19 protein-coding genes and 1 other RNA gene are annotated in these 21,502 nt (G+C 57.7%); 7 read left to right on the top strand and 13 right to left on the bottom strand.

Going from position 1 to position 21,502, the window contains the following annotated elements:
• Positions 1-4: 4 nt before the first annotated feature.
• Entirely contained in the window at positions 5-571 is a 567-nt protein-coding gene (locus HNR62_RS03260) for a UPF0149 family protein (RefSeq protein WP_204794780.1), read from the bottom strand.
• A 151-nt stretch (positions 572-722) separates the two neighbouring features.
• On the opposite strand from HNR62_RS03260, the gene zapA reads away from it, so the two are divergent.
• The 5 genes from zapA to rpiA all read left to right on the top strand — a co-directional run bounded on the left by zapA (position 723) and on the right by rpiA (position 3,452).
• Positions 723-1,022, top strand: coding sequence for a cell division protein ZapA (gene zapA / locus HNR62_RS03265; protein ID WP_204794667.1), 300 nt, complete (start codon positions 723-725; stop codon positions 1,020-1,022).
• A 75-nt stretch (positions 1,023-1,097) separates the two neighbouring features.
• Positions 1,098-1,280, top strand: a non-coding RNA gene (ssrS, locus tag HNR62_RS03270) — 6S RNA.
• 115 nt (positions 1,281-1,395) lie between these two features.
• Entirely contained in the window at positions 1,396-1,626 is a 231-nt protein-coding gene (locus HNR62_RS03275) for a VF530 family protein (protein WP_204794668.1), read from the top strand.
• Positions 1,627-1,980: 354 nt separating this feature from the next.
• The gene (locus tag HNR62_RS03280; RefSeq protein ID WP_204794669.1) at positions 1,981-2,559 is read left to right on the top strand and encodes a 5-formyltetrahydrofolate cyclo-ligase; all 579 of its coding nucleotides are present in this window, start codon (positions 1,981-1,983) and stop codon (positions 2,557-2,559) included.
• Between the two features lie 236 nt (positions 2,560-2,795).
• Positions 2,796-3,452, top strand: a complete 657-nt coding sequence (gene rpiA, locus HNR62_RS03285; protein WP_204794670.1) for a ribose-5-phosphate isomerase RpiA — start codon at positions 2,796-2,798, stop codon at positions 3,450-3,452.
• A 79-nt stretch (positions 3,453-3,531) separates the two neighbouring features.
• On the opposite strand, the gene modC is transcribed toward rpiA, so the two are convergent.
• The 4 genes from modC to acnA all read right to left on the bottom strand — a co-directional run bounded on the left by modC (position 3,532) and on the right by acnA (position 8,934).
• Positions 3,532-4,596 (bottom strand): molybdenum ABC transporter ATP-binding protein, encoded by a 1,065-nt coding sequence (modC, locus tag HNR62_RS03290; RefSeq protein WP_204794671.1) that lies wholly within the window; start codon positions 4,594-4,596, stop codon positions 3,532-3,534.
• On the bottom strand, positions 4,593-5,270 hold the full coding sequence (gene modB / locus HNR62_RS03295; RefSeq protein ID WP_204794781.1) for a molybdate ABC transporter permease subunit: 678 nt from the start codon (positions 5,268-5,270) through the stop codon (positions 4,593-4,595). Before modB ends, modC begins: the two co-directional genes overlap by 4 nt.
• Before the next feature lie 43 nt (positions 5,271-5,313).
• Positions 5,314-6,060, bottom strand: a complete 747-nt coding sequence (gene modA, locus HNR62_RS03300; RefSeq protein ID WP_204794672.1) for a molybdate ABC transporter substrate-binding protein — start codon at positions 6,058-6,060, stop codon at positions 5,314-5,316.
• Positions 6,061-6,219: 159 nt separating this feature from the next.
• Complete coding sequence (gene acnA / locus HNR62_RS03305; RefSeq protein WP_204794673.1) at positions 6,220-8,934, bottom strand: aconitate hydratase AcnA; 2,715 nt, start codon at positions 8,932-8,934, stop codon at positions 6,220-6,222.
• A gap of 279 nt (positions 8,935-9,213) precedes the next feature.
• Between acnA and rimK the strand changes: the two genes are divergently transcribed.
• Entirely contained in the window at positions 9,214-10,116 is a 903-nt protein-coding gene (gene rimK / locus HNR62_RS03310) for a 30S ribosomal protein S6--L-glutamate ligase (RefSeq protein ID WP_204794674.1), read from the top strand.
• The gene (locus tag HNR62_RS03315) at positions 10,116-11,135 is read left to right on the top strand and encodes a succinylglutamate desuccinylase/aspartoacylase family protein (RefSeq protein WP_204794675.1); all 1,020 of its coding nucleotides are present in this window, start codon (positions 10,116-10,118) and stop codon (positions 11,133-11,135) included. The genes rimK and HNR62_RS03315 overlap by 1 nt, the downstream gene beginning before the upstream one ends.
• Positions 11,136-11,175: 40 nt before the next feature.
• Here the strand turns inward: HNR62_RS03315 and serA are convergent, their stop codons facing one another.
• The 8 genes from serA to HNR62_RS03355 all read right to left on the bottom strand — a co-directional run bounded on the left by serA (position 11,176) and on the right by HNR62_RS03355 (position 21,493).
• Positions 11,176-12,405, bottom strand: coding sequence for a phosphoglycerate dehydrogenase (gene serA, locus HNR62_RS03320; RefSeq protein ID WP_204794676.1), 1,230 nt, complete (start codon positions 12,403-12,405; stop codon positions 11,176-11,178).
• Positions 12,406-12,567: 162 nt separating this feature from the next.
• Entirely contained in the window at positions 12,568-13,281 is a 714-nt protein-coding gene (locus tag HNR62_RS03325) for an SIMPL domain-containing protein (protein ID WP_204794677.1), read from the bottom strand.
• Between the two features lie 54 nt (positions 13,282-13,335).
• Positions 13,336-13,851, bottom strand: coding sequence for a hypothetical protein (locus HNR62_RS03330; protein WP_239552563.1), 516 nt, complete (start codon positions 13,849-13,851; stop codon positions 13,336-13,338).
• A 22-nt stretch (positions 13,852-13,873) separates the two neighbouring features.
• Positions 13,874-16,837 carry a retention module-containing protein gene (locus HNR62_RS03335; RefSeq protein WP_204794678.1) on the bottom strand — a complete coding sequence of 988 codons (2,964 nt, stop codon included), beginning with the start codon at positions 16,835-16,837 and terminating at the stop codon, positions 13,874-13,876.
• A gap of 122 nt (positions 16,838-16,959) precedes the next feature.
• A complete protein-coding gene (locus HNR62_RS03340) occupies positions 16,960-18,870 on the bottom strand; it encodes a bifunctional diguanylate cyclase/phosphodiesterase (RefSeq protein ID WP_204794679.1) in 1,911 nt (636 codons plus the stop codon).
• A gap of 2 nt (positions 18,871-18,872) precedes the next feature.
• Entirely contained in the window at positions 18,873-19,559 is a 687-nt protein-coding gene (locus HNR62_RS03345; RefSeq protein ID WP_204794680.1) for a transglutaminase-like cysteine peptidase, read from the bottom strand.
• Positions 19,559-20,161, bottom strand: coding sequence for an OmpA family protein (locus tag HNR62_RS03350; protein ID WP_239552564.1), 603 nt, complete (start codon positions 20,159-20,161; stop codon positions 19,559-19,561). The genes HNR62_RS03345 and HNR62_RS03350 overlap by 1 nt, the downstream gene beginning before the upstream one ends.
• 18 nt (positions 20,162-20,179) lie before the next feature.
• Entirely contained in the window at positions 20,180-21,493 is a 1,314-nt protein-coding gene (locus HNR62_RS03355; protein ID WP_204794681.1) for a TolC family outer membrane protein, read from the bottom strand.
• Positions 21,494-21,502: the final 9 nt, after the last annotated feature.

A 21,502-nucleotide genomic window follows, 5' to 3' on the forward strand; every position in this document is an offset into this window, starting at 1 on the left:
GTGATTAATGCAGGGTGGGACGCTGGGGGGCAGCCTGACCCTTGCCGAACTCTTCGAACGCCAGGGTGGCGCCCAGCTTCAGGTGTTCATACAAGACCACGAAGGCGGTTTCACTTTCCTCGTCTTCCTGATCGAAGTCGCTGGCCACCTGGGTAATGCTGCTGATGTCCTGGATCATTTCCTGCAGTTCGGGTGAGGCCTTGTTCAGCTCCACCTGCACCACGCCGAACCCGGCCAGAAAGGCGCCGGCCCATTCCATCATGGCATCCAGCCGCTCATCCAGCGGCTCGTCATCTTCCGGCATCAGCAGTTCGAATCGGCTCTGGCTGACCAGCTCGTCATAGACCCGGCTAAACAGCAGATTGACCGCTTTTTTCAGCTCGGAGGGCAAACCGAAGTCGTCGTTCAGCAAGGCATTGAAATGCTCCTGCCAACGGGCATCGTCCTTGGCCATGCCGCCGCAGATAAGACCGCAGATAACGCCATGCACTTCGGCGGCGGTCACCACCATATTGTGATGTTCCAGCAAGGTGGTGAAGGCGTCGTAGTTGAGACGGGCGTTGTCGTTCATCATTTACTCGATTGGCAAAAAAGTGGCGGATATGGTGCAGATCCTAGCATTGTGACCACGCTCAGGCCAGCAACCCCTTGAAACTTCTGGTGCGCCGCTATATAGTCGCCAGAATTTCATGGCCTATTGCAATCAGCTATCTGAGGATCACATGACCACAGCGGCAATCGACATCGTTGTTCTCGGGCGCCCTTACAAGGTGGCCTGTCCTGTTGGGCAGGAAGCGGCATTGCAACGGGCAGCCGATATGCTCAACGAGCGTATCCACAAGTTCAAGCAGAGCGGCAAGGCCGGCTCCAATGAGCAAATTGCCATTATGCTGGCCCTGAATGTGTGCCATGAGCTTGAACTTGAAAAAGACAAGAACTACCAATATGCTGATGCCATGGATAAGCGCATCAAGATGCTGCAACATACCATTGAAGATGCCCTGGCCAGCAAAGTAGGCTAGTGAATGTCCGCGTTGACATAACGTATTGAAAAATAGCGTATTGAAAGTTAACTCATTGAAAATTAAAAAGTTTAGCTTTCCCTGGGGTGTTTGTGTGTCGGGTGGCGTCCCTGAGCCGATAATCACAGCACAGGAAAGCCGTGTTATTTACTATTGTGCATGCTCGGCCCGACCGAGAAGCCTGCGGTAGATACCGGGTTTCCGCCTTGAACCAACGGGTTCAAGGACTAACACCTGCAACGGCACCCCGGGGATCCTCCTCTTTTACCCGCTCACTCAAGCTTCCGTCGCCACGAAGCGGCGCCCTCCCTGTCCGATACACCAAATCCTGTTACAATCTTCGCGAATTACTTTCGTGACAGGTAGCCATTGAATGACTGAACAACCCAATAACCCGCTGCACGGCATCACCCTCAAGGATCTGCTGACCGAACTGGTCGAGCGTTATGGCTGGGAAGAACTGGCCCGCCGGGTCAACATCAACTGTTTCAAGAAAGATCCCAGCATCAAGTCCAGCCTGACCTTTCTGCGGCGCACCCCCTGGGCGCGTGCCGAAGTGGAAGAACTCTATGTTCGGTTGAAGAAAAGCCCCTGGAATCACTGAACAGCCGAGAGGAGTAATACCAATCGGATTGGCTATGTACTAGTTCAGTGTGTCTGATTCGGCAATAACCTGTTTTTATTGGAGTTAATGTAAGCACGAAAGAGCCTACTCTAAGGCTGATACACGGATAGACACAGTTAACTCATACATAGCCAATCGGATTAATCATGTGCTCAAGCCGTCATCCTGACGAACGTCAGGATCTCCATGCAGGAAGATACCGGGTCAAGCCCGGCATGACTGGACGTTAAACGCGGCATTGTTATCAGTAGCTGATCACTTTTTTAATGGAATGGGTATAACCCCTCACACTTCTCACCTTGCAATGGATGTTAACCAGCAGGAAGCACATAGATGAGCGAAAGACATCATATAAGACAACAGATACGTCAGGCTCGCCGCCGGCTGACGGCGGCAGAGCAACAGGCAGCGGCCGAGGTCATCATCCGGCATGTGGCCGGTGCCGAGCACCTGGCAAGCGCAGATAAGGTGGCGCTCTATCTTGCCAACGATGGCGAGCTGGATCCCCAGCCGCTGATCGACTGGTATTGGTCTCGGGGCACCCGGGTATACCTTCCGGTGCTGCACCACTTCAGCCCCGGTCACCTGCTGTTTCTGCGCTACGATCCCGATACCCGACTGGTCGCCAACCGCTTCGGTATTCCCGAGCCCAGACTCGATATCCGACTGTTGCTGCCGAAGCAGGAACTGGACATCATCTATACCCCCCTGGTCGCCTTCGACGCCAGCGGCAATCGTATCGGCATGGGCGGTGGCTTTTACGACCGTACCCTGGCCGCCTGGCGACATGGTCGTGGCCCCCGCCCGGTAGGCCTGGCCCACAATTGCCAGCAACTGCCGGCCATTCCCACCGACAGCTGGGACATTCCCCTGCCGGAGCTGATCACACCCGAGCAACACTGGCGCTGGTAAAGCCGCATGCATGGTTAAGGGCTGCCCTCGATACTCCCACCGATAGCCGGGACATTCCCCTGCCGGAGCTGATCACACCCGAGCAACACTGGCGCTGCTAAAAGCCGCATGCAAGGCAAGTGCGCTTTGCTATAATGCGCACCACCTTTGTAGCAAACGGCCGCGGGCGGCAGACCGCCGTAAGCAAGACAGCCCTGAGCGAGAGAAAGACAGCCCTGAGCGAGAGAAAGAAAGTAATGACACAAGATGAAATGAAAAAAGCCGCCGGTTGGGCAGCGCTGGATTACGTGACCCCGGATACCATTGTCGGCGTGGGGACCGGATCGACCGTGAACCACTTTATCGACGCCCTGGGCTCGGTCAAGGACCAGATCAAGGGGGCCGTCTCCAGCTCCGAAGCCTCCACCACCCGACTGGAACAGCTCGGCATTCGCATTTTCGATCTCAACGAGGTCAGCGAACTGGCGGTCTATGTGGATGGCGCCGATGAAATCGACGGCAGCATGGCCATGATCAAGGGTGGCGGCGCGGCCCTGACCCGGGAAAAAATCGTCGCCGCCGTGGCCGACCGTTTTATCTGTATCGTCGATGGCACCAAGACGGTGGACATCTTGGGCAGCTTTCCGCTGCCGGTAGAGGTGATCCCCATGGCGCGGGCATACGTGGCCCGCGAGCTGACCAGGCTCGGTGGCAAGCCGGTGTATCGGGAAGGCGTGGTCACCGACAACGGCAACCATATTCTGGATGTGCACGGCCTGCAGATCACCGAGCCCAGGGCACTCGAAGCTCGCATCAACGCCATCGTCGGCGTGGTCACCAACGGCCTGTTCGCCGAACGTGGCGCCGATGTGCTGCTGATTGGCACCCCGGAAGGCGTGATAAGAAAGCCGTAAGCTGGAAGCTGGAAGCGAAAAGTTCGGACACCTTGCAAACAACACAGGTTTATCTTCTAGCTTCCGGCTTCCAGCTTTTTTAATCCACCAGTGCCACCGCCTTGATCAGGGCGTAGCATTCACTCCCCGCTTCCAGCTGCAATTTTCCGACCGAATAGGCGGACAGCTGCGCCGGTATCTGCTGGCCACCACGCAGCACCAGCATCAGTAGCACCCTCCCCTCTGCGCTCGGCGTCAGGCTCAGCACCCGCGCCGGCAGCTGGTTGAGAATCGAAATATCGGGTACCGGCGCCAGGGCCACGCTGACGTCGCTGGCCAGCACACGTAACCGCGCCGTGCCGGCTCCGGCAGTATGCGCGCCGGCCAGCCACAGCCGACCCGCGCTGCAGTCAAAGGGACGGCGACCATCGGCCAGCGTCTGTTGCAGCCGGCCTTCCAGAATGGCGGCGGCTTCGTCGTCCCTGAACAAGGGACTGCGGGGCCGGGCCAGAGCCTGCTGCAGGCTGTCGTTGTGGGTAATGCGCCCCTTGTCCATCAGCAAGACCCGGTCGGCCAGCCGCTCCACTTCTTCCGGTGCATGGGTGACGTAAAACACCGGTACCCGGGCCTGGGCCGATAACCGTTCCAGCAGGGGCAGTATCTCTCTCTTCGCTCGGGTATCGAGCGCCGACAGCGGCTCGTCCAGCAGCAACAGCCGGGGGCTGGTGAGCAGCGCCCGGCCGATGGCCACCCGCTGCCGCTGACCGCCGGACAGCTCCGTCGCCCGCTGCCGTAACAAGGACCTCAGGCCCAGCCAGTCGATAATCTCGTCCTTGTCGGTTCGGCGTTGTTCCGCCGGCAGTCGCCGCCAGCCATAATCGAGGTTGCCCTGTACCGACAGGTGCGCAAAGAGACTGGCCTCCTGGAAGACGTAGCCGAGCCGCCTTTTATGGGTGGGCATGAACACCTTGTCATTTTGCCAGCATTGATCATCCAGCCGAAAATAACCGGCACAGCGCTCCAGGCCGGCCATGGCCCGCAGCAAGGTGGTCTTTCCGCAGCCGGAAGGACCAAACAGGGCAGTCACACCGGTGGCGGGAAGCGCGAAATCCACTTCCAGCCGGAAGCCGGCTCTTTGCAGGGTAAACGCCGCCTGTATGCTCATGGGTGCACCACCGCAAAGCGCCGGTTGAGGGCGTACACCAGCAGCAGTATGCTGAACGACAACCCCAGCAGTATGGCCGACAGCAAATGCGCGTCCCCGTACTGCAGGGTCTCCACATGGTCATAGATGGCGATGGAAATCACCTGGGTCACCCCCGGTATGTTGCCGCCGATCATCAGCACCACGCCAAACTCGCCCAGGGTATGGGCAAAACCGAGCACCACCGCCGTTAAAAAGCCATTACGGGCCAGCGGCAGCACCACGGTAAAAAACCGGTCGAGCGGCGAGGCCCGCAGGGTGGCAGCCACTTCCAGCGGTCGGCGACCGATGCTGGCAAAGGCGCCCTGCAAGGGCTGCACCACAAAGGGCAGGGAATAAAAAGCCGAGCCGATCACCAGGCCGGTAAAACTGAAGGCCAGGGTGCCTCCCCCCAGCGCCTGCGAGGTGATACCGAAGAGGCCGTTCGGCCCCAGCGCCAGCAAGAGATAAAACCCCAGCACCGTCGGCGGCAAGACCAAAGGCAGCGCCACCACCGCCTCTACCAGCGTCTTGAACCGGCAGCGGCTCTGGCTCAGCCACCAGGCCAGCGGCATGCCGATGAGCAGCAGCACCAGCACGGTAACCGCCGCCAGGCGCAGGGTCAGCAGCAGCGCCGTCAGATCATCCGGGGACAACAAGATCCTGTTTCCTTTCGTCAGTGGGGGAAATCCGCAAGGGTTATCGGTCTGCCATCACGCCATAGCCGTAAGACGCAATCACTGCGGCGGCCTCGGGCGAGCGAAGATACTCCAGCAAGCCCCGGGCGGCGGCGCCTTCTTTCAGCAATACCGCCTGCTGTACTATGGGATCGTACCAGTCCTCAGGCACCTGCCAGTAGGAGCCGTCGGCAAAAACGCCGTCTTTGAACACCTGGGATTTGGCCACCAGCCCCAGCCGGGCGTTCCGGCTGTAAACATACTGATAGGCCTGGCCGATGTTTTCGCCCCGGACCACCCTGGGTTGCATCGCCTCCCAATGGCCCAGTTTTTCCAGCACCTGCTGCGCGGCGCGGCCATAAGGCGCGGTTCTGGGGTTGGCGATAGACAGAAAACGGAAATCCTGCTGTTTCAGTACCTGTAAATCCTCATCGATAGCCTCGGCGTCGGGGCTCCACAACACCAGCTTGCCCAGTGCATAGGTGAAACGACTGTCGGCGATGGCCACCCCTTCCTCCTCCAGCAGGGTCGGACGCAGTTCGTCCGCCGCCAGAAAAATGTCATAAGGTGCTCCGCTCTTGATCTGCGCATAGAACTTGCCGGTGGCACCGGAAGACATCAGCACTCTGTGCCCGCTTTGCTCGGTAAATATGTCACCCAGCTGCTCCATCACCTCGATGAAGTTGGTGGCCACCGCCACTCGAATGTCATCGGCCGCCAGCGGCGGGCTTATCCCCAGTATGCCGAGCAACAGGAAGAGATGTTTCATGTGTGGATGAGTCCTCAAGGCTTGCTATCCAGAGATATCACGGTTACGAAAGGAACCGTCTTGCGCTGGCTCACACCCTATCCATATACATGAAAAAACACAACGATTGCCGTCCGGGCGCTTACCCTGTGCCCGGACGGCAGCCCATTCGGGCACAGGTTACGCCAGCATGCGCCGGATCACATAGTGCAGTATGCCGCCGTGCCGGTAATAGGTCAGCTCGTTACCGGTATCGATACGACAGCGCACCTTGATCTGTTGCACCTTGCCGTCGGCATCGACTATCTTCACCGTCAGCTCCTTGCCGGGCGTCAGATCATTCAGTCCCTTGATACTGATCAGCTCCTCGCCTTTCAGCCCAAGGCTGGCGGCGCTGTCGCCGATGAACTCCAGCGGCACCACTCCCATGCCAATCAGGTTGGATCTGTGAATACGCTCGTAGGACTCGGCAATCACGGCGCGCACCCCCAGCAACAGGGTGCCCTTGGCCGCCCAGTCACGGCTGGAGCCGGTGCCGTATTCCTTGCCGGCCACCACCACCAGCGGCACTTTTTCTTCCTGATAACGCATGGCGGCGTCGTAAATCGACATCTGCTCGCCACTGGGATAGTGCCGGGTTTCGCCACCCTCCACCTCTTCCAGCATGCGGTTGCGAATGCGGATATTGGCAAAGGTGCCGCGCATCATCACCTCGTGATTCCCCCGACGGGAACCATAGGAGTTGAAATCCTTGCGCTCCACACCCAGCGACTGCAGGTACTTTCCTGCCGGACTGTCGGCCTTGATACTGCCGGCCGGGGAAATATGGTCGGTGGTGACCGAATCTCCCAAAATGGCCAGCAACCGGGCCTCGGCAATGTCTGCCACCGGCTCAGGATCTTTGGCCATGGTCTGGAAAAACGGCGGATGCTGAATGTAGCTGGAGTCCGGCTGCCAGTGGAAGGTGCTGCTGTCTTCCACTTCGATGGCCTGCCAGCGCGCATCGCCATCGAATACCGCGGCGTATTCCTTGTGGAACATCTCTCTGTTGACCAGTTCCACCGCCTCGGCTATCGCCTGCTGTGAAGGCCAGATATCTTTCAGATAAACCGGCTTGCCGTCTTTACCGGTACCGAGCGGATCCCGGGTCAGGTCGACATTCATGCTGCCGGCCAGGGCGTAAGCCACCACCAGCGGCGGCGAGGCCAGCCAGTTGGACTTCACGAAGGGGTGAATACGCCCCTCGAAGTTGCGGTTACCCGACAATACGGCCGCCACCGTCATATCATGATCTTTAATGGCCTGTTCGATGGGGTCGGCCAAGGGGCCCGAGTTACCGATACAGGTGGTGCAGCCATAGCCGACCAGATAGAAGCCCAGCTGTTCCAGGTAGGTCATCAGACCGGCTTTTTCAAGGTAGTCGGTCACCACCTTGGAGCCCGGTGCCAGCGAGCTTTTTACCCAGGGTGCCCGGTTCAGGCCCTTCTCGACCGCCGCCCGGGCCAGCAGCCCGGCGGCCATCAGCACACTCGGGTTGGAGGTATTGGTACAGGAGGTAATGGCGGCAATGACCACTGCGCCGTCTGTCAGCTTGTGACGGGTGCCATTCAACGAAAATTCGGCCTCCAGCGACTGTCTGGCCGCCACCGCCGTTTGCCCGCCCTCGCCTTCCAGGCAGTCTTTCTGATCCTGATCGACCCGGAGTTCACAGCTCTGGCCGAATACCTCGGGCACCTGCGACAGCGTGACCCTGTCTTGCGGCCGCTTGGGCCCGGCCAGGCAGGCTTCCACCTCGCTCATGTCCAGGCTGAGAGTATCGGTAAACATCGGCTCGTCGCCGGCATGTCGCCATAAACCCTGTGCCTTGCAATAGGCTTCAACCAGTTCCACCTGTTCCTCACTGCGACCGGTCAGCGTCAGGTAGCGCAGGGTTTCTTCGTCCACCGGGAAGAAACCACAGGTGGCACCGTATTCCGGCGCCATATTGGCGATGGTGGCGCGGTCGGCCAGCGGCAAGGTCGCCAGACCGTCACCGTAGAATTCCACGAACTTGCCGACCACGCCTTTGTTGCGCAGCATCTGCACCACCGTCAGTACCAGATCGGTGGCGGTAATACCTTCACGCAACTTGCCGGAGAGCTTGAAGCCCACCACCTCGGGGATCAGCATCGATACCGGCTGGCCCAGCATGGCCGCCTCGGCCTCTATGCCGCCCACGCCCCAACCGAGGATCCCCAGGGCATTGATCATGGTGGTATGGGAGTCGGTCCCCACCAGGGTATCCGGGCAGACAATGGTGGTACCGTCCTGCTGCTGTTGCCAGACCGTCTGGCCCAGATATTCCAGGTTGACCTGGTGACAGATGCCGGTGCCGGGCGGCACCACCCTAAAGTTATCGAAGGTTTGCTGGCCCCAGCGCAAGAAGGCATAACGCTCGCCGTTACGGGCCATTTCCATGTCCACGTTGGTGGCAAAGGCCTGCTCGCTGGCAAAGGCATCCACCATCACGGAGTGGTCGATGACCAGATCCACCGCCGACAGCGGGTTCACCTGTTCGGCCTGGCCGCCCAGTCGCCGCACCGCATCGCGCATGGCGGCCAGATCCACCACCGCCGGCACCCCGGTAAAGTCCTGCATCAGCACCCGCACCGGGCGAAAGGCAATTTCCCGATCAGACGCCCCGCGCGTCAGCCAGTCGGCCATGGCGGCGATATCCTCCTGGGTCACGGTGTCGTTATCCAGGTTGCGCAGCAGGTTTTCGGTCAATACTTTCAACGATTTGGGCAGTCGAGCCAGTTCCTGACCCTGAGGAAGTTTTTGCAGACAGTAATAAAGATAGGATTTCTGACCCAGGGTCAGCGTATCGGTAAAAGACGAAGTCAGACGGTAAGACATCATTCCTCCTTAACGATGGAAGTCGTCGGTGCAAAGTTCACCAACTCGGATCCATTTAGACACAGACAGAGCCACAAAGGAAGCTCATGCTCAAAAAGCGTCCAAACCCGGCCATTATTGGCGTAAAAACAGGCCAATACTGCTACGTTAAGGTCATATTCGAATATTTTTGGCTTCAGCCCCGGTATTTCTTGTTGGCGCAATGCCGTTGGATAGCGTAGATAGAGGGCCTGAATTGTCTCCCCTGAACACCAACGGATAGAGAGCCGTGCCACAGACATGAAAATTGCCATTCTTTCACGCAATGTATCCCTGTATTCCACCCGCCGCCTGCGCGAAGCCGCCGAGGCCCGGGGCCATGAGGTGCGCATCATCGATGCCCTCAAGTGCTACATGAACATCAATGCCAACAAGCCGTCTATCCACTATTACGGTGAGGAGCTCGAGCACTTCGATGCGATTATTCCGCGTATCGGTGCCAGCGTGACCTTCTACGGCACCGCCGTGTTGCGCCAGTTCGAGATGATGAACGGCTACTCGCTGAACCATTCGGCTGCCATCAGCCGCTCCCGCGACAAGTTGCGCTCGCTGCAGTTGCTGTCGGGCCAGGGCGTCGGCATGCCGGTGACCGGCTTCGCCTGCAAGCCGGATGATGTGCCCGATCTGATCGACATGGTGGGTGGCGCCCCCCTGGTCATCAAGCTGCTGGAAGGCACCCAGGGCATAGGGGTGGTACTGGCGGAAACCCGCAAGGCCGCCGAAAGCGTGCTGGAAGCCTTTATGGGCCTCAAGGCCAACATAATGGTGCAGGAATTTATCGAAGAGGCCGGCGGCGCCGATATTCGCTGCTTCGTGCTGGGTGACAAGGTGATCGCCGCCATGAAACGGCAGGCCAAGGAAGGCGAGTTTCGCTCCAACCTGCACCGGGGGGGGGATGCTCAGCTGGTGCGGATCACTCCGGAAGAACGCAAGACTGCCATCGCATCGGCCCGGGCCATGGGTCTTAGCGTGGCCGGGGTTGACCTGCTGCGCTCCAGGCGTGGCCCGCTGGTGATGGAGGTCAACTCCTCGCCGGGCCTGCAGGGCATCGAGGTGGCAACCGGTAAGGATGTAGCAGATCTGATGATCCAGTACATCGAGAAGCACGCCCATAAAAAGACCAAGACCCGGGAACGAGGCTGATGGTGGTCCCTTTTCAACTCGCCGGAGAGGAAATTGCCCCGGGCCAGCGCAAGGTACTGCAGCTGGCGCTGGCCCAGCTTTATACCCAGTCTCCGCTGACGGTACCGCTGGAAGTGGTGCACGGCAAGCAGGCCGGCCCGGTGCTGTTGATCTGCGCCGCCATTCATGGTGACGAACTCAACGGCATCGAAATCGTCAATCAGGTATTGCGCCGGGTCAATCCGGCTCGGCTGAAGGGCACCCTGATCGCGGTGCCCGTGGTGAATGTGTTCGGTTTTATCCACAAATCCCGCTATCTGCCGGACCGACGGGATCTGAATCGCTGTTTTCCGGGCTCGGAAAAAGGCTCGCTCGGCTCGCGGGTGGCGCATTTTTTCGTCGATGAAATCGTCAACAAGTGCTCGCACATCATCGATCTGCACACCGGCGCCATCCACCGCGCCAACCTGCCCCAGATCCGGGCCCAGCTGGACTGCGACATCACCCGCCACATGTCCGAAAGCTTTGGTGCGCCGGTGATCCTGGACTCCAGCATTCGCGATGGTTCGCTGCGGGCGGTGGCAGAAAGCCGCGACATTCCGGTGATCCTGTATGAGGCCGGCGAAGCCCTGCGCTTCGACCCGGTGGCCATCAAGGCCGGTACCCGTGGCGTGCTGAACGTGATGCGCACCCTCGGCATGCTGAAGCCCACTGTGACTAAAGCGCGGATGAACCCGATGATCGCCAAATCCAGCGCCTGGATCCGCGCCGAGCAAGACGGTCTTTTGCATCTCAGGGCCCGACTGGGTGATAGGGTGAGCAAGGGGGAGTGCCTCGGGACCATTACTGCGCCGCTGGGGACGGAGCTCTGTGAAGTGATCGCCCCCAAGGGAGGCATAGTGATTGGATGTCTGACCATGCCCTTGGTGAACGAAGGGGATGCTGTCTACCATATTGCCAGCTTTGACGAGATGAAACAGGCCGAGATAAGCGTGGAACGTTTTGTGGACGAACTCGATATCCATCCGCAGACATTATAAAAAAGGGGCCCAGGCCCCTTTTTTATGACGAATGCTGAAATCAGTGCAAAATTCGGGCACGAATGGTGCCGTCTATGGATTTCAGCTTCTCCAGCGCCTGATCGCTTTGTGCCGTTTCCACTTCGATGACCACATAACCAATCTTGGCCGAGGTCTGCAGATACTGGGCGGCGATGTTGATATCGTCGGCTGAAAAGGCCTGCACTATCTGGCTTAGGATCCCCGGCTTGTTGTGATGAATATGCAGCAGACGGCTGGTGCCGACATGTTGGGGCAGGGACACCTCGGGAAAGTTGACCGCCGACAGGGTGGAGCCGTTGTCGGAATACTTGATAAGCTTGCCGGCCACTTCATAACCGATGTTTTCCTGCGCTTCCTGGGTGGAGCCACCGATATGGGGGGTCAGGATCACGTTATCGAATTCCCGCAGGGGTGACACAAACTCTTCGTCGTTGGACTTGGGCTCAACCGGGAATACATCGATGGCGGCTCCGGCAATGTGCTTGCTGGCAAGGGCTGCTGCCAGGGCATCTATCTCCACGACGGTTCCGCGAGAGGCGTTGATCAGGATGGCGCCCGGCTTCATCATCGCCAGCTCTTCGGCACCCAGCATATTCCTGGTCTGCGCGGTTTCCGGCACATGCAGCGAGACCACGTCGGACATGTTCAGCAGCTCCTGCAGGCTGGTTACCTGAGTGGCGTTACCCAGAGACAGCTTGCTTTCGACATCGTAATAGAACACCTGCATGCCGATACCTTCGGCGATAATACCAAGCTGGGTACCGATGTGACCATAACCGATGATACCCAGACGCTTGCCACGCGCTTCAAAGGAATGGTTGGCGGTTTTCTGCCATTCGCCGCGATGGGCTTTCGCATTGCGCTCGGGAATGCCACGCAGCAACAGCAGCAGTTCACCCAGTACCAGTTCGGCCACACTGCGGGTATTGGAGAAGGGGGCGTTGAATACCGGGATGCCGCGAATTTCGGCGGCATTCAAATCGACCTGATTGGTTCCGATGCAGAAACAGCCGATGGCCACCAGCTTGTCGGCGGCGTCCAGTACCGCTTCGGTCAATTGGGTACGCGAGCGCAAACCAACGAAATGAACGTCTTTAATGCGTTCTTTCAGTTCATCTTCCGCCAGAGAGGTCTTCAGGTAGTCGATGTTGCTGTAACCTGCACTTTTGAAAGATTCAACGGTGCCCGGGTGTACTCCTTCCAGTAGTAAAATTTTAATTTTTTCTTTATCTAAAGAGTGATTAGCCATTACCTGGTCCTTTATGACTGCTGCGTTAACATCAACATAAAGTACCAAAAACATCGGCTTTATGGAACTTTTGCAATCAAAGCCACGTTTTTTGAAGTTATAAATTTTTTTTTAACCGTCTCACCATGCAGGCGGCAATTCCATTCGCCTCCCCGATACCGTTCAATCCAGATTGAAGACCACCTGCACCCGGTCGCTAAACTGGATTTCATTCTGCACATAGCTGGCATCCTGGGCTTCTTCCGAAGCCATCTTGTTCATCATGCCAAAATGCCGGGGGGGCGCTGTCGGTTCCTGGGGCTGATACTCGATGGCATAGACATCGCCCAGCTTGCGGCCGAATCCCTGCACTAATTCTTCGGCCAGCTCCCTGGCATGGGTGACCGCCGCCAGACGAGCCTCACGGCGTAATTCGTCCGCATCACGTCGGTCATAACTGACCTGCCGAATAGTCTGAATACCCTGCTCCAGTATCTTGTTCAGGGTCTGGCTCAACAAATCAAGATCATACAGTCGCACCCCGATCTGACGCTCGGCCTGATAACCAACCAGCTTGGGGCCCTCGCCGTTTTTCGAATAGGTATAATCGGGACGGGTGATCACATTACCGCTGTCGATGTCCTGCTTGCCGATCCCGAGGCTCGCCAGGCTGCTGAACAGCGCCGCCACCTTGGTATCCACTTCCTCTTTCGCCAGCCGACTTTCCGGCCTGAGTGCGGTCACCGCCACCGACAGGGTCGCCATGTCGGGAGCCACCCGTATTTCCGACCGCCCCTGAGTGACCAGGTGAGGATGGTCGGGAACCGCGATGGCAAAGGTGGCAGAGCTGAACAGCAGTGGCAACAACGACAGGCAGCCCTGTGGAGAGATACGCATAATAAGCCTCATGATAAGCAAGCACCAAGGTCTCCCCGAATGGAGCCAACCGTTTTAATCATGATGACTATACACCGCCAGCCAGTTGACTACATCGTCGATCAGCTCACCGTCGAGGTGCGCTGTGTCAACGACAGTCGCGACCAGTACCGGCTCCGGCAGCTCGCTTTCGTAAAGAATGTCGTCCAGATCCAGCACCACCAACTCGTCGGCAGCCATCGTCCCGGCCGGCTCTGGTAATGTCGGGATATTCGTTGACAACGGCACGTCTGCTTCCATTCCGAGTGGATACACCGCCAAAGAAACGCCCATGTCATCCAGGAGGATAATGTCACCCGGCGCACCGGGCCCGGACAAGCACCAGCTCTGCCCCTCGAAGTCGATGGTAAATGCCGCCACCGACTCGCCTTCACCATCGAAGAGTTCAACCTGCTCCAGTGTATGGCCGCCGAGTGGCCAGGGTATGCTGATGCCATCATCCACCAGGATGTCTTGCCCATCCCAGCGATAACTGACCCCCTGCAGTAGAACCGTGGTCACCTTGGCCATGTTAACCTCTGTGTCTGTCAAAAAAGGCGGGCTCCTCCCTGTATCAGCTATCTACTACCAGAGTCTGCTGTTCCAGCATGGCGTTGATGAGATCCGTACTGTTGGCCGCCCCGTACAGCTCCAGCAAATCGGCGTTTTCAAAACGGATTTGCTGCCATTCATGGCCCGCTTCGGGAGATACCTGCAGCAGGGTATCGCCGTGGTCTGCCTTGAAATTCAGACAGTCGGACAGATCGGCGGTATCGATATCCGTCAGCAAGGCACTCAAATCCAGCCTGTCCTCCAGGGTGAAATCGGTGATGACATTGACCGAGTTGGGATCGGCCTCGGTAAATATGAAGGTATCGATTCCGCTACCGCCGGTCAGAATATTGTTGCCCAGAAGACCATTCAGCTCGTCATGACCATGACCGCCTGCCAGCACATCGATATCGTCGCCACCCATCAGTTTGTCGTCTCCCTCAAGCCCCAGAATATGCAGCTTGGCACCTGCCAATGCCTGCAGGGGGTCGGCAAAGGCCGAGCCGACCAGATGCTGGGTTGCGCTATCGACATTGATGTCAAAGGGGTGGATAACCTTTTGTCCCGAACAATCCATGGTGGTCAGTTCGAACTCCAGATTCTTTCCCCCCAGAAAAGAGGCTGAGGATATGGGATCGAGATGCTGCAGATCGAACTCGTAACTGCCGTCCGCCTTCACTTCCAGAACGAAAAACTCCGGGTTATCGACCTTGTCCAGCTTGTTGTCGATATAGGCCGTCAGCCGCTCACCCAGGTAATCTTCACCATCGAACATATCTTCTCTGACCCACACTATGTCATCGGGAGCATTCTGCCACGACAGGTTGATACCGGAGTCGATATCCCCCTGATCGACGAGCAGACCCGCCGCCGCAAGGGCATGGCCCCAGAGCCCCGCAAAAGAGGCGGCAACATGAGGCAGGCTGATGTGATCAATCCAGTAACTGATGGGCGGGCAACCCGGGTGTGAACCGTTGCCATTATCTCCACCGTCATTGCCTCCGCTACCATTGCCTCCACTACCATCAGACGGCGGGGTCTGTCCATTATCCTCCACGGTAATATTCAGCGTGGCGCTGCTGGTATCGCCATCCTGGTCTTTCACTGTGTAGACAAAGGATTCGGTAGTATCTTGATCCACATCGGCCGGACCGCTGTAATCAAACTGACCATCGCGCCCTATGGTCAGAGTGCTGCCGCTCTCGGTAGTAATGGTGACCGTCCCCGACACTGGCACCACATAGGTCACCAGATAGGCACCATCGCCCAGTTCCTCGATGGTAACGCCATCCAGATTTTGATAATCACCGATATTGTCAGCAGAAACATGAATGGACACCGATACCACGCCGTACATGCCATCGGCTCCACCAGCATCCGTTCCCCCCACATCATTGCTCAGCACATTGCCGGACAGTTGCGTCGGTGTCGGCACCGTTCCCTGCAAGGCCGCATCCAGCTCGCCGGCGCTATCGATCACCAGGGTGTCATCGCCGCCGTTGCCGACTTTATCCAGCTCGGCCACCGCATTCGCCCCTTCGATACCTACGCCAACGGCAATCACGTCGATGTCATTGCCATCGACAAAGCCCTGCCAGCCCTCGGGCGCATCGCCTCGGTTGGGCTCGCCGTCGGAAATGAAATACACCTTGTGTATCTCGTCCGCGTTGTCAGCGAGCTGATCGGTCAGAATACCCTCAGCTTCATTCAGGGGCGCGGCATAGCTGGTAAAACCGCCTGCCGTCAGGGTGTTGATATAGGCGATGGCCTGTGCGGGCGTCATGTCTTTTTCGGTGCCTTTTACCGAGCCACCAAAATCAATGACGCTGATCCTCAACTCGGCCGCGATGCCCTCATAACTGTTGATCAGGTTAATCAGCGCCGCCTTGGCCAGGGCAAGCTTGTCGCCCTGCATACTGCCGGAAGTATCGATGACCAGCATCAGGTTGTAACTGTCCAGTCCGCTCTCGGTCACGCTGAAGCTGTCGTTTTCGGCGATGGGGCCATCATCGCGCACATCTATGGTCAGTCCGGCGCTGGCCTGGTCGCCGTCATCGTCGGTGGCCCGCACCTCGAAGTTTTCCTTGAGCACATCCTCTGCACCTGTTTTATCGATGCCGGGGTGATCGGCCGCGCCGCTCAACTCATAGCGCCACTGATAAACACCATCGATCAGGGTGACTTCAAGGGTGCCGTACTGGCCTTCAATCAGCCCTCCCCCGGTGACATCAACCCAGTCGCCATTGGCCAATCTGATCTCGAGTTTAGCCAGGGCGTCATTACCGGTATCGATATCAAAACGGCCGGTCGCACATTCGTTATCGCTGCCCGAGTTGGTGCCATCGGGCAAGGCACTTTCTTCTACATAGGCAAATGTATTGCCACCACCATTATCGCCACCGCCGCCATCACCATTACCGCCATTACCGCCACCGTCTCCACCGTCTCCACCGTCACCACCATTACCGCCACCCGGCGGCGAGGGAGGAGGATCTATCACCACCGTTAATACGGGAATCGAATCAGCGTCTTCTATCTCCGGCAGCACCCGTTGCTGTGAGGCAAAGGATTCGGGCGCAAAAGCGGTATCAAATCCCGCCTCGGGGCTAACCGAATCGCCCACTCGGTCTACCACCACGAAACCGGCATTACCGCTGCCGCTGGCGCCGCCAGGTGTGGCAACCGGTGTCACATTACCGGCGGCGGGGGCACCAAACAGTTGGGTCGGATCCAGGCCGGCCAGAATGGCCGCCTGAATAACTTCGGTATCCGCCATGGCCACGTCATCGACCGGGGCGGGTGATGTATCTGCCGGCGGGGCGTCGCCGTAGACCATTCGGGAGTCGCTATCGGTCAGCAGCAGGGTGCCGGGCAACAACACCTGGCCCGCATTGACGGGTTCTACGGTGCCATCCTGGCCGATAATGAAGGCTTTCCCTTGCAGGCTGACGATTTTAACGGCGCTATCGATTCGAGTGGTTTCCATGTCTTTTATCCCCATTCGCCTTTATTACCTTAAGGCTAGGGCCGAAAACCACTTAGATCATGCTCAATATATAGGCAGCTAGCCGAAGGGCAGCTACCTGTTACATCGAAAAAGTAGAACGATTAATCGAGTCTTGTCGGTGGACTGACAAAGCCCTGGTAGGCATCCACATGCAGCGTTTTGAGAATATCCACCTGCCTGTCCGTTTCCACTCGGGTGGCGATGGTCATGGCCCCCATGTTGTGCGCAGCGCGGCATACCGCCGCGAGAAAGGCATCATCATAACCCGGCTGTGCAACCTGGCTGGTGTAGCCATGATCCAGCTTGACGTAGTGAGGAGCCAGCCCTCCCATCCGGGTCAACAAATCGAAATGTCGGCCGAAATGATCGATACCCCAGGCCACATTCAGCGAGGACAGAGGTACCGTTACTACTTGCCTGCCAAAGGCAAAGGCACTTTCCGGCACGTCCAGGAACAGCCGGGAGCACACGCCGACATGTCGGTCTAGTAGCAGACCGAGTTCCTGCCAGAATCCGGCCTGGTGGCAACTGTGTGCGGTAAGGTTCACCGCCAGCCGCAGTTCCGGCCGTTCTGCCAGCAGCCGTAACGCCCGCTGCACTATGTGCAGATCCAGGCGCTCCCCCATATTGAACTGCTCTGCCACCGGCAGAAATTGGCCGGCACTGTAGCTGATGCCGTCGTGGCGAATGCCGATATACAACTCTTCATGATACCGCTGCCCCTTGAAATCCAGCACCGCCTGGCTGCTCAACTCGAAGCCGTCTGCTGCCAGTGCCTCTTCCAGTATCTTTTTCCTGGCCAAGCGACCTATCCTGTTCGCTTCCTGCTGGTATTCAATCACCACGGCACCGGTTTCGCTCATCCGCGCCTTGTTCAATGCATTATCGGCACTGGTCAGCAAGAGACCGATATCGTCACCGGACTGAACCAATACCCCTCCCACCACCGAAATATCCCGGCCATTCACCGGGTTAATCACCAGATCGGCAATCAGGCGATTAATTTCGTCGCCCAGCAGTGAAAGCCGCTCGGCATCGGACTCCGGCACCAGCAGGGCATACTCGTAAGCGGAAATACGCGCCAGGGCATATTCACCGAAGCGCCGACAAAGCCGATGCAGATGATCGGCAATGGCTTTCACCATCTGATCCCGGGCATCAAAGCCTTCATCCCGATAGAGCTGCTCCAGCATATCGACCGCTATCAGCAAAACGGCGCCACCGGCACCATCGCTGAGCCAGGACTGGCTCCGTGACACAAAATAGGCCCGGTTTCCCAGACCCGAGGTTTCATCGAGAAAGGCTTTATTGCGCAGTCGCTCCGCTTCATCGGCCTGCTCCTTGAACTGAACCTCGAGCTTGCCGGACATCTTGTTGATGGCCGAGACCAGTTCCCGGAGCTCGCGGGTATTCGGCAGCGGAATCGCCTTGCCGAAGTGGTGCTGTTCAATTTCCCGAGCCTGAACTTCAATATCGTGCAACGGCTTGAGCAGATAGCGCAATGCCAGTATCAGCAATCCCCATACCAGCACAAAGCAGACCAGAAACCAGGTCGCCAACCGGCTCATGCCCTGCCAGAGTTGGTAATAAGCCTGCCCGGGATGCCCCTCAACATGCAATTGGCCCAACTGTAACCATCCGGAAGTAAGCACGGCTTCATGCTTCTCACCTTCAAAGAGTCCGAGATTAACGAACCAGTCTGGTACACCGAGAGGCGGTGCCAGATGCTCGCGGGAAATTTGCTGCCCGGTCGCCAGTAAGTCGAGTTGTACCTTGCGATAAAAACCGCCATCGAATACCGCATTGATCACCGACTCGGCGCCCAGGGTATCGCCGGTTTCCAGATAGGGAGCCAGCGCCAGCCCCAGCGAGGTGGCGGTATTGATCACCGTGGTTTCCTGCTGCTGAGCCAGATAACTGCGGGTTGAGCCGAACTGCACCGAATAGGCCGTCATGAACAACAGGAAAAAAAGCAACAGCATGGTCACCAGAAGTTGCCGGTATAGTGTCATAGTTAACCATCCAAATTCATGCTGGGCCGCTGCAGTCGCTTCACATCGACCCGGCCACGTAAATCGTTCCACAGAGACAGACGTGATGCCCGGCCGGCCAGCTCGCCCTGACCCCGTTCACGCATCAGCCACAGGTGTTGACCGTTGAAACTGTAAATAGGTGCAAGATCGCCGCGTTCCGTTGCCCGCCGAATGGTGCCGTCGAGATTATCCAGGATCAAAGGCACCGCCGACGCCGTCGGATAATAGGCAACCACCATATGAAACTGGTTCAGTTCCAATGCCTTGACATACACCAGCCGCAGCTTGTCATCCTCGATGCCCAGCTCCCGCAACGTGAAATACTTGGCGACGCTGAAATCTTCACAATCGCCGCCGCCCGCCCCCAGAAATTCCAGCGGCGTCGCCCAGTAGTCGTTCTTGCCCCACAATTTGATATCGTCGATAAAACGCAGACGATTAAAGAAGATGTTGACCCGAGACAGGGTTTCTCTGTCGCTCCAGTCTGATGCCTGTCCTTCACGTACCAGCTGTCGCCAGCCACGAAGACGGCTCGCGGCCTTGTCACCATAAAACCGGTGTACCGCCTCGACCATATTTTCGTCTTCATTCAGTAACGACTGGGCTGGTGCGCCGAGCACCATGCTCAGCACCGCCAGCCCACAAAGCCGATGGAAAAATCGGCTCATTAGTTGTCGGAGTTTTCAACGCTGTAGACGTTCCAGCGCATTCTGGCTTCCTCTTTCATGCTGGTCAGTGCGCCCACCACCCGTCGATTGGCGGCGGCAGCTTGCTCGTCTTCACCCATCAGCAAGGGTTTGCTCTCACCATAACCGATGATCTCCAGGTGATTGCCTTCAACCCCGGCTTTCATCAGGGCACGCCGTGCCGCTTCTGCCCGACGCTTGGACAGGGCCAGGTTATATTCCTCGGTACCCACCTTGCTTGCATGCCCTTCCAGCAACAGCTTGAGGTCGGGATTCTGCTTCATGAAGGTCGCCATCTGGTTGATTTCACCCCGGTATTTGGGCGTGATCTCCGAGCGGTCGTGGGCAAACAGGATAATGATATCCTGCTGTAACGCTTCATATTCACTGCCCCCACAGCCACCGTTATCCACCTCCGAATTCGTGACCGAATCCAGGCAGTTGTCCCGGGCGGTAATGACACCATCCCGGTCGAGATCGGTCAGATCATATTCCGCCACCGTTTCCCGCTCCGGTTCGGTCGTCAGGCTGGTACAGGCGGCTAATGGGAGGATAAGAGCCAATACAGTCCATATTTTCATCATTTATCTCCTTTTTATTTTTTAGCTTTTAGCCTGCCACTGTTCCGGCTGGGTGAACCGCAACGCCTCCAGCAACTGCCCGGACGCATTCATGATGCGATACTCCGCCAGTAACTGATCATATTCGGTGTTGATATAGGAACGTCGCGCCTCGAACAACTCGTTTTCGGTATTCAGCACATCCAGCAGGGTTCGACTGCCCAGTGAAAACTGCTTCTTGTAGGCATCGACGGTATTGAAGCTGGCTTCCACGTGTTTGCGCAGAAAGTTTTTCTGGCGGCCAAGCGATTCATACGCCGCCCACGCCAGACGCATGCCTTCTTCAACCTGACGGTGTGCGTTCATGTGAATATCCTTGGCCTGCATCTCCCGTGCCGAGGTCGAGCGACTGCGTGCCACGTCGGCCCCGCCGTTGAACAGGTTGTAGCGCATGCGCACCATGGCGGTGAAGTCGTTGTTATGACCGCGAACACCGTCGATATCGTCATTCCAGCCGCTGTCCAGTTCCAGATTTACCTTGGGATAAAAACCGGATTTCGCGTCTTGATGTTGATAACGCGCCGCTTCCACATCGAAAGAGGCGGATGCCAGGGTCGGGTGCTTTTCCTGGGCAATCACCAGCGCTTCATCCAGGGTCGGCGGAATGAAATTGGCATCCGCCTTGGGCTGACGCAAATCACCGGGCATGCCATTCACCAGCGAAATAAACTGGCTCTGTGCATCCCGCAAATTGTTTTCGGCGGCCGTCATATTGGAATAGGCCCGCGCCACCCGCCCCTGGATCTGGGTAAAGTCGGCGGTAGAGCCCACGCCTGAGTCGGTACGACGCTGAATATCGGATAATATCTGTTCGTGTGTTTCCAGATTTCGGCGCGATAGTTCGACAATTTCATCCTGACGCAGCACATCCAGATACACTTCCGCGACCCGCAGGGCGATATTCTCCGCATCGGACAGCAGGGTGTAACGCTGTGCATCCGCTTCGGCCTGGGTGCGGTGCACGTTACTGGAGGTCTTGAAACCGTCGAACAATAACTGGCGCAAAGAGAGTCCGGCTTCTTTGCGCGTCAGTGTCTTGTCGGCTCTGTCATCACCATCGCGAACTCCCGGACTGTCGGTATATTCATAACCGATGCCGGCATTGGCATCCAGGGTCGGCAAATAGCCGGCAAAGGCCTCATCCTGCTCGTATTGCCGGGACTGGTAAAGATGAAACGCTTCCTTCACCCTGGGATGGGTTATCAGCGTCTGGGTCACCGCCTCTTCCAGCGTCTGGGCTTGTACCGGCAATACCAGGGCGGCACCGACCAGCACTGCAATCGTCGTTTTTTTCATTTTTATTTC

Origin of the sequence: Oceanisphaera litoralis (assembly GCF_016907015.1) — a bacterium.
GTDB lineage: Bacteria > Pseudomonadota > Gammaproteobacteria > Enterobacterales > Aeromonadaceae > Oceanimonas > Oceanimonas litoralis.

Coding starts and splice junctions, on each gene's coding strand:
- HNR62_RS03260 (WP_204794780.1), bottom strand. CDS start 571: ATGAACGACAACGCCCGTCTCAACTACGACGCCTTCACCACCTTGCTG.
- zapA (WP_204794667.1), top strand. CDS start 723: ATGACCACAGCGGCAATCGACATCGTTGTTCTCGGGCGCCCTTACAAG.
- HNR62_RS03275 (WP_204794668.1), top strand. CDS start 1,396: ATGACTGAACAACCCAATAACCCGCTGCACGGCATCACCCTCAAGGAT.
- HNR62_RS03280 (WP_204794669.1), top strand. CDS start 1,981: ATGAGCGAAAGACATCATATAAGACAACAGATACGTCAGGCTCGCCGC.
- rpiA (WP_204794670.1), top strand. CDS start 2,796: ATGACACAAGATGAAATGAAAAAAGCCGCCGGTTGGGCAGCGCTGGAT.
- modC (WP_204794671.1), bottom strand. CDS start 4,596: ATGAGCATACAGGCGGCGTTTACCCTGCAAAGAGCCGGCTTCCGGCTG.
- modA (WP_204794672.1), bottom strand. CDS start 6,060: ATGAAACATCTCTTCCTGTTGCTCGGCATACTGGGGATAAGCCCGCCG.
- acnA (WP_204794673.1), bottom strand. CDS start 8,934: ATGTCTTACCGTCTGACTTCGTCTTTTACCGATACGCTGACCCTGGGT.
- rimK (WP_204794674.1), top strand. CDS start 9,214: ATGAAAATTGCCATTCTTTCACGCAATGTATCCCTGTATTCCACCCGC.
- HNR62_RS03315 (WP_204794675.1), top strand. CDS start 10,116: ATGGTGGTCCCTTTTCAACTCGCCGGAGAGGAAATTGCCCCGGGCCAG.
- serA (WP_204794676.1), bottom strand. CDS start 12,405: ATGGCTAATCACTCTTTAGATAAAGAAAAAATTAAAATTTTACTACTG.
- HNR62_RS03325 (WP_204794677.1), bottom strand. CDS start 13,281: ATGCGTATCTCTCCACAGGGCTGCCTGTCGTTGTTGCCACTGCTGTTC.
- HNR62_RS03335 (WP_204794678.1), bottom strand. CDS start 16,837: ATGGAAACCACTCGAATCGATAGCGCCGTTAAAATCGTCAGCCTGCAA.
- HNR62_RS03340 (WP_204794679.1), bottom strand. CDS start 18,870: ATGACACTATACCGGCAACTTCTGGTGACCATGCTGTTGCTTTTTTTC.
- HNR62_RS03345 (WP_204794680.1), bottom strand. CDS start 19,559: ATGAGCCGATTTTTCCATCGGCTTTGTGGGCTGGCGGTGCTGAGCATG.
- HNR62_RS03350 (WP_239552564.1), bottom strand. CDS start 20,161: ATGATGAAAATATGGACTGTATTGGCTCTTATCCTCCCATTAGCCGCC.
- HNR62_RS03355 (WP_204794681.1), bottom strand. CDS start 21,493: ATGAAAAAAACGACGATTGCAGTGCTGGTCGGTGCCGCCCTGGTATTG.